Source organism: Glycomyces albidus (assembly GCF_009451885.1).
Lineage (GTDB): Bacteria > Actinomycetota > Actinomycetes > Mycobacteriales > Micromonosporaceae > Glycomyces > Glycomyces albidus.
Genome location: NZ_WIAO01000049.1, coordinates 15,023 through 28,781 on the forward strand (window position 1 = coordinate 15,023; position 13,759 = coordinate 28,781).

Sequence of the window (13,759 nt, forward strand, 5' to 3'; positions counted from 1 at the left end):
CCTCGCCGGGCCGCTAGCCCACGGCGCCTTCCATCTGGAGCTCGATCAGGCGGTTGAGCTCGAGGGCGTACTCCATCGGGAGCTCCTTGGCGATGGGCTCGATGAAGCCGCGCACGATCATCGCGGCCGCCTCGTCCTCGGTGAGCCCGCGGCTCATGAGGTAGAACATCTGGTCCTCGCCGATCTTGGAGACCGTGGCCTCGTGGCCCATGTCGACGTCGTCCTCGCGGATGTCGACGTACGGGTACGTGTCCGAGCGCGAGATGGTGTCGACCAGGAGCGCGTCGCACTTGACGGTGGACTTCGCGTGGTGCGAGCCCTCGTCGACCTGGACGAGGCCGCGGTACGAGGTGCGGCCGCCGCCGCGCGAGATCGACTTCGACACGATGGTCGAGGACGTGTGCGGCGCGGCGTGGGTCATCTTGGCGCCGGTGTCCTGGTGCTGGCCCGCGCCGGCCATGGCGACCGACAGGACCTCGCCCTTGGCGTGCTCGCCGACCATGACCACGGCCGGATACTTCATGGTGACCTTCGAGCCGAGGTTGCCGTCGACCCACTCCATGGTGGCGCCCTGCTCGGCGACCGCGCGCTTGGTGACCAGGTTGTAGACGTTGGACGACCAGTTCTGGATGGTCGTGTAGCGGACGCGGGCGTCCTTCTTGACGATGATCTCGACGACCGCGGAGTGCAGCGAGTCCGAGGAGTACACCGGGGCGGTGCAGCCCTCGATGTAGTGCACGAACGAGCCCTCGTCGGCGATGATCAGCGTGCGCTCGAACTGGCCCATGTTCTCGGTGTTGATCCGGAAGTAGGCCTGGAGCGGGATCTCGACGTGGACGCCCTTGGGGACGTAGATGAACGAGCCGCCCGACCAGGTCGCGGTGTTGAGGGCGGCGAACTTGTTGTCGCCGACCGGGATCACGGAGCCGAAGTACTCCTTGAAGATCTCCGGGTGCTCGCGCAGGCCGGTGTCGGTGTCCATGAAGACGACGCCCTGCTGCTCCAGGTCCTCGCGGATGGAGTGGTAGAGCACGGTGGACTCGTACTGGGCGGCGACGCCGGAGACGAGCTGCTGGCGCTCGGCCTCGGGGATGCCCAGCTTGTCGTAGGTCTTCTTGATGTCCTCGGGCAGGTCCTCCCAGGACTCGGCCTGCTTCTCGGACGCCTCGACGTAGTACTTGATGTTGTCGAAGTCGATGCCCGAGAGGTCGGCGCCCCAGTTCGGCATGGGTTTGCGGCCGAACAGCTTGAGGCCCTTCAGGCGCAGGTCGAGCATCCACTCGGGCTCGTTCTTGCGCGCGGAGATGTCGCGGACGACCTCTTCGGTCAGGCCGCGCCGCGCGTTCGCGCCGGCGACGTCCGAGTCGGCCCAGCCGTACTCGTAGCGCTCGAGGGAGGCCAGGGCCTCCTCCTGGCTCAGCGGCTCGCTCTTCTGCGTGTCGGTCATCTGAAGTCTCACCTTTGACCTGTCGGGTTATCGGTCTGCGCGCTCGGGGTCGGGCAGCGGAACGGATCCGCCTCCCCTGGCGCCGTGCGCGGCCCTGCGGCCGCTCGTGCCGGGCACGTGGGTGGTGCACACCCCGTCCCCGTTGGCGATCGTCGCCAGGCGCTGGACGTGGACGCCCAGCAGGCGGCTGATCACCCGCGTCTCCGCCTCGCACAGCTGCGGGAACTCCGCGGCCACGCCCGCCACCGGGCAGTGGTGCTGGCAGATCTGCCCGCCCGAGGCGATGACGGACGCCGTGGCGGCGTAGCCCTCGCTCGACATGGCGGTGGCCAGCGCCTGGGCGCGGGCCACCGGATCGTCCGAGTCGACCGCGTCCAGGGCGGCCCGGCATCGGGCCTCCAGGCGCGCGACCTGCTCGGCGGCGAAGCCGCTGACGGCGCCTTCGCCTTCGAAGCGGCGGATCCAGCGCAGCGCCTCCATCGCGAGGTCGTCGTAGGTGTGGCCGAGGTTGGTGCGGGCGGCGGGCGTGAGCTGGTAGCTCCTCGCGGGCCGTCCGCGACCGGCGGTCTTGACCACGCGGGTCTCGACCTGGCCTTCGGCCTCCATGGCGTCCAGATGGCGGCGGGTGGCGGTGGCGGTGATGCCGAGCGCGCGGGCCAGCTCGGCGGCCGTGGCGTGGCCGCGTTCGAGCAGGAGCCGGGTCACTCGGCGGCGGGTGTCCCCGTCCGTCGAGTGGCTGGCCGCCCTCGTCACCATTTCCACAAGGTAAATGTTACTTAATTCGCTGCGGGCCGTCGAGGACGCCTCGCGGTGAGACGGGGCACGCAGGGTTGCCTAACCTCACCCGTCACGGGCGGGCCGCGAGGTCACACGCCCGGGCACGGCATGCGGTCGGATCGGCCCGCGGGGCTAGATTCGCGGGGTGAACCTGTTGCAGCGGTGGTTCAGCAAGCCCGGCGCGGTGCGCCGGTGGGCGCTGGCCAGTGTGATCGCGAACGTCGGCATCATCGTGACCGGCGGCGCGGTGCGCCTGACCGAGTCGGGCCTGGGCTGCCCCGAGTGGCCCAAGTGCACCGCCGACTCGCTTGTGGCGACCCCTGAGATGGGGATCTACGGCGTGATCGAGTTCGGGAACCGGGTGCTGACCGGCGTGCTCATCGCGGTGGCCGTGGGCGCGCTGCTCGCGGCGTGGCTGCGGGTGCCGCGGCGGTCCTCGCTGGTGAAGCTGGCGGCGGCGGGCCTGATGTACGTGCCCGCGCAGGCGGTCATCGGCGGCATCACGGTGTGGACGAACCTGAACCCGTGGGTCGTGGGCCTGCACTTCCTGGCGTCGATCCCGCTCGTGGCGCTCTCGGTGGCGCTGTACGTGCGCTCGGGCGAGCCCGACGGCGAGGCGGTCCCGCTCGTGCCCCGCGCGGTGGTGCTGCTGGGGCGCGGCCTGGTCGCGGTCGCGGCCGCGGTGATCGTCATGGGCGTCGTCGTGACCGGTTCGGGCCCGCACGCGGGCGACGCGGACACGCCGCGCAACGGGATGGACCCGGCCCTGATGTCGCAGTTCCACGCCGACCTGGTGTGGCTGCTGCTGGGGATGACGGTGGCCCTGATCGCGACGCTGCACGCCGTGAAGGCCCCCGAGGGCGCGATCCGCACGGCGTACGCGCTGCTCGCGGTCGAGCTCCTCCAGGGCGTCATCGGGTACACGCAGTACTACCTGGACCTGCCGGCGCTCCTGGTCGGGATGCACATGCTCGGCGCGGGCGTGCTGTGGGTGGCCGTGGTCGCGGTGCCGTTCAGCCTGCGCAAGCGGATCCCGCACCCCGGCGCGGTGCCGCTGCACTACGAGATCCACGGCGAGCGCGAGGGCGACCGCATCGTGGAGGCGGCGGAGAAGGAAGCGGTCGAGCCGGCCGTCTGAGGCCGGAAGCGGCCCGCGGCGGACTTCCCTGGTCCCGCGGGCGAATGAGGACCACTCGCGTTCCCGTTGCGAGCGGGAGCTAGAGTCGAAGCGCTTTGCCACCCTAGCGAAAATTGGCACCCCGACATGAATCTCCCCAAGCGGGACGGCTGGGCTGACGTCGCGAAGGGCGTCTGCATCATCCTGGTCGTCTTCTGGCACGTCATCACCAAGCACGTTCACTTCGTCGACTGGGGCTCGGCCGACGGGATCGCGTCGCTGTGGGCGACCTTCAGCGCGCAGCTCCTGCCGCTGCGGATGCCGCTGTTCTTCCTGGTCTCGGGCATGTTCGCCGCGAGCGCGGCGTTCGCGCCCGACTGGGCCAAGGCCCGGCGCCGGGTCGGACTGCTGTGGAGCCTGTACGTCCTGTGGCTGACGATCCAGACCTTCGCCCTGTGGCTGACGGCCCCGGACTTCGACACGGCCCGGGCGCACGACGTCGGCGACTACTTCCTCGAACTCACGATCAGCCCCACGAACCTGTGGTACCTGCTCGCACTCGGGTGGTACCTGGTGATCGCGCGCGCCACCAGGAAGGTGCCGACGCCGGTCGTGCTGGGCCTGGCGTTCGCCGTGTCGGCCGTGGCGAGCATGGACGTGCTGCCGGACCTGGGCAACATGTGGCAGGTCCTCCAGAACCTGTTCTTCTTCGTCCTCGGCCTGCGCATGCGCGACCTGGTGCGGCGCCTCGCGGCGTCGGTGAACGTGTGGAAGGCGATCGCGGCCGGCGCGGTCTTCGTGGTCGGGCTCGGGGCCGTGGGCTACCTGAACGCGCGCGCGTGGCCGGCCGTCTGGCCGCTGCTGTGCGTCTCGGCCGTGTACTTCGGGATGGCGTGGTGCATCCTGTTCGACCGGTGGCTGCCGCGGGGCACCTCGGGGCTGCGCTGGATCGGGCAGCGGACGCTCCCGATCTACGTGATCCACATGCTGCCGCTGGCGGTCATCGACCGGGCGGTGCGCGCGTCCAGCGTCGAAGGGGCGCTGGCGAACGTCCCGGCGGCGCTGGTGTACCCGCTGTTCCTGACGGCGCTGGTGATCGCGGTCTGCCTGCTGCTGCACAACGTGCTGAACCGGATCGGCCGCGGGTTCCTGTTCAACCCGCTCGTGGTCCTGCCGAAGCAGGAGCCCGTCGCCGCGGCGATGAGCGACGCGACCCTGATCCTCCCGCGGCAGCGGCCGGTGCCGCCGCCGTACGGACCGCCCGCGGGGCAGCCGGGCGGGCAGCCGCCGCTGGACGACGCGACCGTGATCCTCCCGAGGCAGCGCCCGAACCCGCCGCAGTACGGACCGGACGACCGCCGGATGCGCTAGGCGCCGAGCGGAAGCGGCCCCGGGAGGCGACCTGCGCGGTCGTTTCCCGGGGCCGCTTCGGCGTCAGCCCCTGCCTTGCGGCCTGAGGGTGATGAAGGTGACGGAGTACGGCTCGAACTCGTAGGTGAAGTCGTTGCCGAGCCCGCGGACCTTCTCGGTGACGGGGTAGACCACCTGCTCCTGGCCGAGGATGTTGTCGCAGCCGGGGTCGCAGGCGATGGTGGTGACCTCGCCGCGGTCCTTGAGGGCGCGACCTTCGAGGACGACGTCGGTGGTGACGGCCCGGTCCTGGGCATTGACGACCTTGAGGGTGATCTCGCCGGTGTCCTCGTCGCGGGTGACGACCTGGTAGAGCGGCTCGATGCCGCCGTCGTCCTCGATGCTGAACACCTGCTCGCCGTCCACGTAGCCGGTGACGGTGCGGCCGGCGACCTCGAGCCTGAGGTCGTAGGTGCGGCCGGTCTCGATCACGGTGTCGTGGTTGACGAGCGTGGACTTGCCGCCGGCGGAGGACTTCTCGACGGCGCTGGTGGTGTTGTTCCAGCCGCCGAGGTTCCACCAGTAGTAGTCGTCGGTGCCCTCGACGCCGAACATGACGAGGAAGCCCTCGCTGCCGGCGGTCTTGGTGGCCTTGACCTCGTAGGTGTAGTTCGACCAGTCGACCGAGCCGGCGGTGGAGCGGGCGTCCTCGACGATCGCGGTCTGGTGGTACGCGCCGTCGGCGACCTCCCATGCGCCCGTCGGGGCGCCGCCGGGGCCGGTGACGGTCCAGCCGTCGCTGCCGGAGGCGAAGTCGTCCTGGAGGAGGACGGTGCCGTCGGCGGCGGTGACCTTGACGTCGTCGTAGGAGGCGGCGGTGTTCCAGGTGGCGAGGCCGACGCCGCCGGCGATGTCCTCGGGTTCGAGCGGCGCGGCGTCCAGTGCGGAGGCCAGGACCTGGTCGCCGGCGTGGTTCGCGAACAGGTGCTGGACCTCGTAGCTGGCGGACTTGACCGTCTGGTGGTTGTCGAACCAGATCATGTCCGGCGCCCAGTCGACGTAGTCGATGTTGGACAGCAGCGGCGCGTACGAGGCCATGTCGACCACGTCGCCGTTGCGTTCGAGGCCCGTCAGGTAGGACGCCTCGGAGAGGGCGCTCCACCAGGTGTTCGAGCGGGAGGCGTACTCGCCGACGAACACGTGCGGGCCGCTGCGGTCGTAGGAGTCGTAGCGGTCGTTGTTGGCGAGGAACCACTCCGGCGAGTTGTAGTAGTGCTCGTCGACGAGGTCGGCTCCCTGGGCGCGGGCGAACTCCCAGTTGCGGTCGAAGACGTCGCCGGAGTCGTCCACACCGGAGTTCGCGATGATCTCGATCTCGGGGTGCGCCTCGCGGATCGCGTCATGGAACGCCGGGTAGTTGGCGTAGTACTGCTCCTTGTACTCCTCGTTGCCGAGGCCGATCATCTCGAGGCCGAAGGGCCGCGGGTGGCCCATCTCGGCGCGCAGCGACCCCCATTCGGAGGTGACGGGGCCGTTGGCGAACTCGATGAGGTCGAGGGTGTCCTGGACCCAGGCGTCGAGCTGCTCGGGGTCGGTGATCTCCGGGGAGTCGCCGCAGCCGGTCACGCCGACGGGGACGACCGGGAGCGGTTCGGCGCCGATGTCCTCGGCGAACTGGAAGTACTCGAAGTAGCCCAGGCCGTAGGACTGGTTGTAGCCCCAGAAGTTATGGTTGGTCAGACGCTCCTCGACGGGCCCGACGGTGTCCTTCCAGTTGTAGGCGCGCTCGCGCGAGCCGGGGTCGTAGGAGCCGGTGTTGACGATGCATCCGCCGGGGAAGCGCAGGAACGACGGGTCGAGGTCGTCGATGAGCTTCGCGAGGTCCTTGCGCAGGCCGTTCTCGCGGCCTTTGAAGGTGTCGTCAGGGAAGAGCGAGACCATGTCGAGGTCGACCGCTTCGGCGGTGGCGAGCGCGAGGCGGCCGGTGGTGGTGTCGGCTTCGGCTTCGAGTTCGGCCTCGTACTTCGTCCACTCCCCCCGGCTGTCGATGGGAACGGTAACAGCGTCGGCGACGGGCGTCCCTGCGGCGTCGGTGAGCACCGCCCGGATCTCGGTGGCGCCGCGGGCCCAGAAGCTGAGATCGTAGTCGTCGCCGGCGGTGAAGGCCATGCCGGAGTTGTAGCCGCTGTTGACGAGGGTGGCCCCGGCGGCGGCGGTCGCGTAGGTGGTGTTGCGGTCGTTGAGCGGGTCGGCCGTGGCGGCGGTGACACCGGTCGCGGTCCACGCGGTCAGTGCGTGGTAGCCGGCGAGGTCGGCGGGGAGGTATTCGAAGGAGCGGTTCTGGACCAGCTCGGCGTAGAGTCCGCCGTCGGCGGCGTGGTTGATGTCCTCGTAGAAGAGGCCGTACAGGTCGTCGGAGATGTCGGTGGCGGCGTCGAGGTCCACGGCGATCGCCGCCTCGGCCTCGGCGGCTGACGCCCCGGACGCGGTGAGGGAGGAGAGCACGACGGCCGCCGCTGCTGCGACGGTCACCGCTCTCGTTCTGGTCGGAGGCTGCATCGTCTCCCGTTCCTAAAAGGGTTGAAACATTTCAATGTATTGTGCATGTGAACGGTCACTCGGTCAAGCGGCCCGCACCGGCGGCCGATGACGGACCGGCAGGGGCGCCATAGAATCCCGGCGTGACTCAAGCGATCACGCGGCACGACCGCGTCCTCGGCTGCCTCATCGGCGGCGCGGTGGGCGACGCCCTCGGATACCAGGTCGAGTTCGACGCCTGGCGGTTCATCGAAGCGGAGTGGGGCCCGTCCGGCGTCACCGAGATGCGGGTCAACCGCGTCTCGGACGACACCCAGATGACCCTGTTCACCGTCGAAGGACTCCTCCTCGCCGGCCCCGGCGGCGAAGTGGAGGCCGTCCGCGAGGCGTACCTGCGGTGGCTCCGGACCCAGCGGGAGCCCATGCCGCCCGCGGGCGCCGAAGGGCTCGCGGCCCAGCCGTGGCTGTACGCGCGCCGCGCCCCCGGCAACGCCTGCATCTCCGGCCTCCGCGACGGCGCCCGGCCCGGCGTCAACCCGGACTCGAAGGGCTGCGGCACCGTCATGCGCTCGGCCCCGTTCGGCCTGCGCCACTCCCCCGCCGAGGCGTACGCCCTCGCCGAGCAGTGCTCGGCCCTCACCCACGGGCACCCGACCGCCGGGGCCTCGGCCGGCGCGTTCGCGATGATCGTGGCGCACTTGATGAACGGCGAGACGCCGCAGCGCGCGGTCTCCGAGACCATGCTGCACCTGCGCCGCAGCCTCGACCGCTCCGAGACCGCCGACGCGCTCCAGGAGGCCTACCGGCTCGCCGGGAACGTCCCGCCCGGGCCGAACACGTGCGCCCCGCTCGGCGAGGGGTGGGTGGCCGAGGAGGCCCTCGCGATCGCCGTGTACTGCCTGCTGGGCACCGACGACGTGCGGTCCGGCCTCGTCGCGGCCGTCAGCCACGGCGGCGACTCCGACTCGACCGGCGCGATCCTCGGCAACCTCTACGGCGCCGCGTACGGGCACGCGGCCCTGCCGCGGGAATGGGCCTCGCAAGTGGAGGGACGTGCGGTGATCGCGGCGCTGGCGGACCTGCTGGGCGCGGCCTCCTGAGCACCGCTGAATCCCAGCATTCTACCTGATCAGGGCCGTGGCACCCGGGTTCGCGGAAGGAGGGCCCCAGCCCCGGAAACCGAACGATAATCGCGTTTGAGGGAGGTGTTTGGCATGGGCCAGGCCAGAGAAGTACTCGACCGACTCACCGAGTCGGCGATCGAGAACCACGACCTGCAGGCGGCGGTCGATCTGTACGCCGACGACGCCGTGGTGGTGACGCCCGACGCGGGACCGGTCACCGGGCACGACAAGATCACGACGTACTGGCAGCAGTTCCTCGACGGTTTCCCGGACAGCCACTTCGAGTCGATCGCGAAGCTCGAAGCCGACGGCCGGGCGGTCGACGAGGGCTACTTCATCGGCACCAACACCGGGCGGATCACGATGGCCTCGGGCGAGACGCTCGAGCCGACCGGCAAGAAGGTGAAGCTGCGCAGCTGCGACATCGCGACGGTGGAGAACGGCAAGATCACCGAGCACCATCTGTACTTCGACGAAGCGGAGTTCATGCGCCAGCTCGGGCTGGCGGACCGGTAGCACGGCAGACGAACGGCCCGGCCGGGATCCCGGCCGGGCCGAAGATGCGCTTACGCGGCGGCCTTGACCGCGGCGGCGACCGCCGGAGCGACGCGCGGGTCGAGCGGCGAGGGCACGATGCGGTCGGCGGCGAGGCCGTCGGCCGCGATGTCCGCGATGGCCTGGGCCGCGGCGAGCTTCATCTCCTCGGTGATCTGCCGGGCCCCGGCGTCCAGGGCGCCGCGGAAGATCCCGGGGAACGCGAGCACGTTGTTGATCTGGTTCGGGTAGTCGCTGCGGCCGGTGGCGACGATCGCCGCGTGCTTCAGCGCGATCTCGGGGGCGACCTCGGGGGTCGGGTTCGCGAGCGCGAACACGATGGCGTCCTCGGCCATGCCGGCGATCGCGGACTCGGGGACCGAGCCGCCGGAGACGCCGACGAGGACGTCGGACCCGCGCAGGGCCTCGGTGACGTCGCCGGAGCGGCCGGCGCTGTTGGTCGCCGACGCGAGGCGGGCCTTGACGGCGTTGAGGCGGCCGCGCCCTTCGTGGATGATCCCGGTGGAGTCGCAGACGATGACGTCGCCGACGCCGGCCTCGGTGAGGATCTTGGCGATCGCGACGCCCGCGGCGCCGGCGCCCACGATGGTGACCGTCAGGTCCTCGGGGCGGCGGTCCTGGAGGCGGAGCGCGTTGGTGAGCGCGGCGAGGACCACGACGGCGGTGCCGTGCTGGTCGTCGTGGAACACCGGGATGTCCAGGAGGGACTTGAGCCGGTCCTCGATGTCGAAGCAGCGCGGCGCGGCGATGTCCTCGAGGTTGATCCCGCCGAACGACGGCGCGATCGCGGCGACCGCCGCGACGATCTCGTCGGGGTCCTTGGTGCCCAGGCAGATCGGGACGGCGTCGACGTCGGCGAACTGCCGGAAGAGGGCGGCCTTGCCCTCCATGACCGGCAGCGACGCGGTCGGGCCGATGTCGCCGAGTCCGAGCACCGCGGTGCCGTCGGTGACGACGGCGACGACGTTCGAGCGCCAGGTGTGCGTGCGGGCCAGGGACTCGTCGGCGGCGATGGCCTCGCAGACCCGGGCCACGCCGGGCGTGTAGGCGATCGAGAGGTCGTCGCGGCTCTCGAGCGGGACGGTGGTCGAGGTGCGGAGCTTGCCGCCGCGGTGGGCGAGGAAGATCGGGTCTTGCAGGTCGATCACGGATTCAAACGGCATTGCCAAGCCTCATTGCTTCGAAAGTGAATCGCCGACTCTGCGAGGGAACGGATGGTCCCGGTGAGATTCGAGTGGCTCGTGTTGTGGCTGGGGATCCCCCAAGAGACGCTTAGTGTAGCTCAGCGGTGACCAGCATGCGGACGGTGGCGGCCGTCCAGGCCGTGCCTTTGGCGGTCTCGTCCTCATCGGCCAACGCTTTGGACAGGTGCACGAAATCCGTTGCGGCCCTTTGCAGGCCGACCCGGCTGAGGGCCGCGGCGGCGGCCTCGACGCGGACCCGGGAGGGCTCGCGGGAGCGGCGCAGCCCTTGGTGCGCGAGGTCGGCGCAGACGGCGATCGCGTGCTCGATCGCGGCCGCGACGGGCTCGGTCACCGCGTGCTCGCCCGCGGCGGCGAGGTCGGCGGAGTCGTCGCCGGGCGCGAAGTCGGGGACGACCGGGCCGTCCGCGGTGAGGATCGCGGTCGGCTCGACGATGAGCTCGCCGCGGTGGCGGTGGACGTGGCCGGCGACGGCGAGCGGGCCGGCCGTGAACGCCTGCTCGGCGGCCTCGAGCGCGCCGGGGGCGGCCGAGGCGTGGGAGACGCGGACGCGGGCCGAGCCGCCGTCCGGACCGGTGATCAGGGCCTGGAGGCACTGCGAGGCCGGGTCGTAGCCGAGGAGGCGGGTCTCCTCGACGGCGAGGACCCGCAGCGACTCGGCGGCCACGCGCGGGCGGACCAGCGCGGGCGGGCGCTCGGCGAGCTCGTCGGCCAGCGCGGCGAGGTCGGTGGAGCGCAGGGTGGACGGGAGGTCGTTCCAGGCGAGGCCGAGCGGCAGGACCTGGGTCTTGGCGAGCCGGCCGGTGCCGAGTTTGAGGGCGCGGGCGGCGGTGCGGGTGGCGGCCTCGGTGACGGTGTTGCCGGCGGCGAGGGCGCCGATGCGGCAGCCGGCGAGGCGGCGGGAGGCGACGTCGGCGCCGGTGATCTGCTCCCCTTCGGGGATCGGCCAGTCGCGGGTGATGGAGAGGACCATGCCGGTCTCGGGCTGGGCGAGGTAGACCTCGAGGGTGCGGCGGTCGCCTTCGGTGCCGACGCGGGCGCCGAGGCCGGTGAGGCGGACGAGGGTGAGCGGGGTGGCGTCGGCCTCTTCGCTGCCGAGGACGTGCGCGGCCGGGGTGCCGCCGGGGTGGGCGGCGGCGCGGGCGCGGGCGGGGATCTCGGCGAGGAGGACCGCGAGGCGGTGGGGGTCGTAGGCGGCGGAGCGGTCCTCGTAGCGCTGGAGCTGGTCGATGAGGTCGTTGACGGCGCCGGCGGGCCAGTGGGCGCGGCGGCGGGTGAGGGCCTTGGACTCGCGTTGGAGGGCGGCGCGGAGGACGGCGTCGGCGCCGGCGGCGCCGTCGAGGAGGACCTGGCGGGCGAGGTGGACGGTCTCGGCGAGGGTCTCCTCGGGGTCGGCGCCGCCGACGCTGACGGTGGCCGCGCCGGGGTCGGCGGCGGGGTCGGCGCCGTTCTCGAGTGCGGCGCGGAAGGCCCAGACGGCGAGGACGATCGCGGTGTCGCGGGCGGGGCCGGTGGCGTCGGTGTGGACGTAGCCGAGGCCGGGGACGAGGAAGCTGACGGTGGCGGCGGGGAGTTCGGCGGCGGCGGGCCGGTCGGGGCCGGGCCAGGTGAGGCGGGCGGTGTAGCCGGCTTTGCGGGTGGCTTCGGCGGCTTTGAGGGCGTGGGGGCCGAGGGCGTCGCGGAGCTGGTCGTCGGTGATGGCCGCGGGGGTGGCGGTTTCGGCGGGTTCCGCCTGGGCCGTGGCGGTCTCGGTTTCGACGGCGGGGGCGTCGGCGTGTTCGCGCTGGTAGGCGAGGACGGCGCCGACGCGGTGGCGGCACTTGCCGGCCGCGCCGCAGGTGCAGGTGGCGGTCTCGAGGCCGCCTTCGGCGGGGAGGACCGCGGTGGCGCCGTCGGGGAAGACCGCGGTGAGGGCGCCGCCGTCGAGGGCGAGTTCGGGGGCGGCGCCGGCGTCGAGGTCCTTGACGGCGCGTTTGACGAGGCCGCGGTTGGCGAGGGCCGCGAGGGCGTCCTGGGTGAGGGCGAGGAGGTCGCTTCTGGACACTGGTCTACTCCGGTTCAGGGGAGGCGGGGGCGCGGCCGGCGGTCAGCGGCGCGCGGCGGTGCGGGTCACGTGCCGAGCCGCTCGGCCACGAATTCGACGAGGTGCGAGGGGGTCATCGCGCCGATGTGGGCGCCGACGGCGGCCATGCGGCCGGCGAGGTTGCGGTCGTACGAGGGGTTCGCGTCCTCGTCGAGGGCGGCGAGGCCGAGGAACTGGGTGCCCTGCTCGCAGAGCTGCTTCGTGGTGTGGACGAGCCGGGCCTCGCTGCCGCCCTCGTAGAAGTCGGTGATGAGGGCGACGATGGAGCGGCGGGGGTTCTCGATGAGGCCGGCCGCGTACTCGACGGCGCGGGCGATGTCGGTGCCGCCGCCGAGCTGGACCTTCATGAGGAGTTCGACCGGGTCGTCCACGTCGGAGGTCATGTCGACGACGCTGGTGTCGAAGGCGACGAGGTGGGTCTTCAGGCCGGGCAGGGCGTACAGGCACGCGGCGGTGACGGCCGAGTGGATGACCGAGCCGGCCATGGATCCGGACTGGTCGACCAGGAGCACGAGCTGCCACTGCTCGAGGCGCTTGGAGGTGCGCGAGTGGAAGTAGGGGCGCTCGATGGCGACCTGGCGGTCGTCGGGCCGGTAGTGCTTGAGGTTGGCCTTGAGAGTGCGCTTGAGGTCGAAGTCGCGGGCGCGGCGGTGGAAGCTCGGGCGGCGGTTGCGGCTGCCGGTGAAGACGGTGCGGACCTGGATCGAGAGCTTCTCGACGAGCTGGCGGACCACTTCTTCGACGATGCGGCGGGCCGCGGCGAGCACCTGCGGGTTCATGAGGTGCTTGGTCTGGAGGACGGCTTTGAGCAGGGCCGGGTTCGGTTCGATGCGGGCCAGGACGTCGGGGTCGGTCAGCACGTCGTTGATCTGGTAGCGCTCGATCGCGTCGCGTTCGAGGCGCTCGATCGTCTCCTTGGGGAAGAGCCGGTGGATGCTGTCGAGCCAGTCCACTGTGGTCAGCATCGAGGGCTCGGACCCGCCGCGGCGGTCGCCGTCGCCGCGCGCCCCGCCGCGGCGCACGTCCCGCTTGCCCAGGTCGTCGTCGCGGCCGTAGAGCCAGTCGAGGGCGGCGTCGCGGCCGGCGTTCTCCTCGCCGAGGCCGCCGGTGCTGCGTTCGGCGGCGGGGCCGAGGATGAGCCGCCAGCGTTCGAGTTCGGCGCTCATGAGGTCTCCATCGGGTTCGGCGTCTCGGCGAAGTGCAGGTTCTCGCGGCCGAGGACGGTGTCGACGCGCGCTTCGAGCGCCATCGCCGCGGCCACGGTCATGGGGTCGACGTCGAGGCGCATGGTCAGTTCGGTGGCGTCGCCGCCGCCGCGGAGGGCGACCAGCCGTTCGGCGATGAGGCCGCGCTCGCGGGGCGGGAACATCGCGAACGCGTGCCGCAGCGCGGGGAGCGCCTCCAGGAACTCGGTCTCGGTGAGGTCGCCGACGAGCTCGTCGACGGCGGCGATGACGCCTTCGTCTTCGGCGACGACCTCTTCGCGGGCGAGCGAGAAGAGGCCGGCGAGCCAGTCGCCGAGGCGGTCGGGCGCGGCCGCGCCTTCGGCCGCGGCGGCCGCGTCGG

11 protein-coding genes are annotated in these 13,759 nt (G+C 71.7%); 4 read left to right on the forward strand and 7 right to left on the reverse strand.

Annotation, left to right across the window (positions count from 1 at the left end; genetic code table 11):
- Window positions 1–13: 13 nt before the first annotated feature.
- Window positions 14–1,447, reverse strand: a complete 1,434-nt coding sequence (sufB, locus tag GFD30_RS24030; protein WP_153027689.1) for a Fe-S cluster assembly protein SufB — start codon at window positions 1,445–1,447, stop codon at window positions 14–16.
- A gap of 27 nt (window positions 1,448–1,474) precedes the next feature.
- A complete protein-coding gene (locus tag GFD30_RS24035) occupies window positions 1,475–2,203 on the reverse strand; it encodes a helix-turn-helix transcriptional regulator (RefSeq protein WP_153027690.1) in 729 nt (242 codons plus the stop codon).
- A 166-nt stretch (window positions 2,204–2,369) separates the two neighbouring features.
- Here GFD30_RS24035 and GFD30_RS24040 point away from each other — a divergent pair, with 166 nt between their 5' ends.
- Together GFD30_RS24040 and GFD30_RS24045 are read left to right on the forward strand one after the other, a co-directional pair.
- Window positions 2,370–3,362 carry a COX15/CtaA family protein gene (locus GFD30_RS24040; protein ID WP_322633567.1) on the forward strand — a complete coding sequence of 331 codons (993 nt, stop codon included), beginning with the start codon at window positions 2,370–2,372 and terminating at the stop codon, window positions 3,360–3,362.
- A gap of 126 nt (window positions 3,363–3,488) precedes the next feature.
- Entirely contained in the window at window positions 3,489–4,712 is a 1,224-nt protein-coding gene (locus GFD30_RS24045) for an acyltransferase family protein (protein ID WP_153027691.1), read from the forward strand.
- 63 nt (window positions 4,713–4,775) lie between these two features.
- On the opposite strand, the gene GFD30_RS24050 is transcribed toward GFD30_RS24045, so the two are convergent.
- Window positions 4,776–7,250: an alpha-L-arabinofuranosidase C-terminal domain-containing protein gene (locus tag GFD30_RS24050; RefSeq protein ID WP_153027692.1), complete on the reverse strand. Its 2,475-nt coding sequence runs from the start codon at window positions 7,248–7,250 to the stop codon at window positions 4,776–4,778.
- 122 nt (window positions 7,251–7,372) lie between these two features.
- On the opposite strand from GFD30_RS24050, the gene GFD30_RS24055 reads away from it, so the two are divergent.
- Both GFD30_RS24055 and GFD30_RS24060 read left to right on the forward strand, forming a co-directional pair.
- A complete protein-coding gene (locus tag GFD30_RS24055; RefSeq protein ID WP_322633569.1) occupies window positions 7,373–8,329 on the forward strand; it encodes an ADP-ribosylglycohydrolase family protein in 957 nt (318 codons plus the stop codon).
- A gap of 114 nt (window positions 8,330–8,443) precedes the next feature.
- A complete protein-coding gene (locus tag GFD30_RS24060) occupies window positions 8,444–8,869 on the forward strand; it encodes an ester cyclase (RefSeq protein WP_153027693.1) in 426 nt (141 codons plus the stop codon).
- A 50-nt stretch (window positions 8,870–8,919) separates the two neighbouring features.
- On the opposite strand, the gene GFD30_RS24065 is transcribed toward GFD30_RS24060, so the two are convergent.
- The 4 genes from GFD30_RS24065 to GFD30_RS26460 all read right to left on the reverse strand — a co-directional run.
- Window positions 8,920–10,053 (reverse strand): NAD(P)-dependent malic enzyme, encoded by a 1,134-nt coding sequence (locus tag GFD30_RS24065; RefSeq protein ID WP_407649193.1) that lies wholly within the window; start codon window positions 10,051–10,053, stop codon window positions 8,920–8,922.
- Between the two features lie 127 nt (window positions 10,054–10,180).
- Entirely contained in the window at window positions 10,181–12,154 is a 1,974-nt protein-coding gene (locus tag GFD30_RS24070) for a hypothetical protein (protein WP_153027695.1), read from the reverse strand.
- Between the two features lie 65 nt (window positions 12,155–12,219).
- Window positions 12,220–13,359 (reverse strand): VWA domain-containing protein, encoded by a 1,140-nt coding sequence (locus GFD30_RS24075; RefSeq protein WP_153027696.1) that lies wholly within the window; start codon window positions 13,357–13,359, stop codon window positions 12,220–12,222.
- Window positions 13,356–13,759 (reverse strand): DUF5682 family protein (locus tag GFD30_RS26460; RefSeq protein ID WP_227996994.1); only part of this gene is annotated, 404 nt, incomplete at its 5' end. The genes GFD30_RS26460 and GFD30_RS24075, both read right to left, overlap by 4 nt.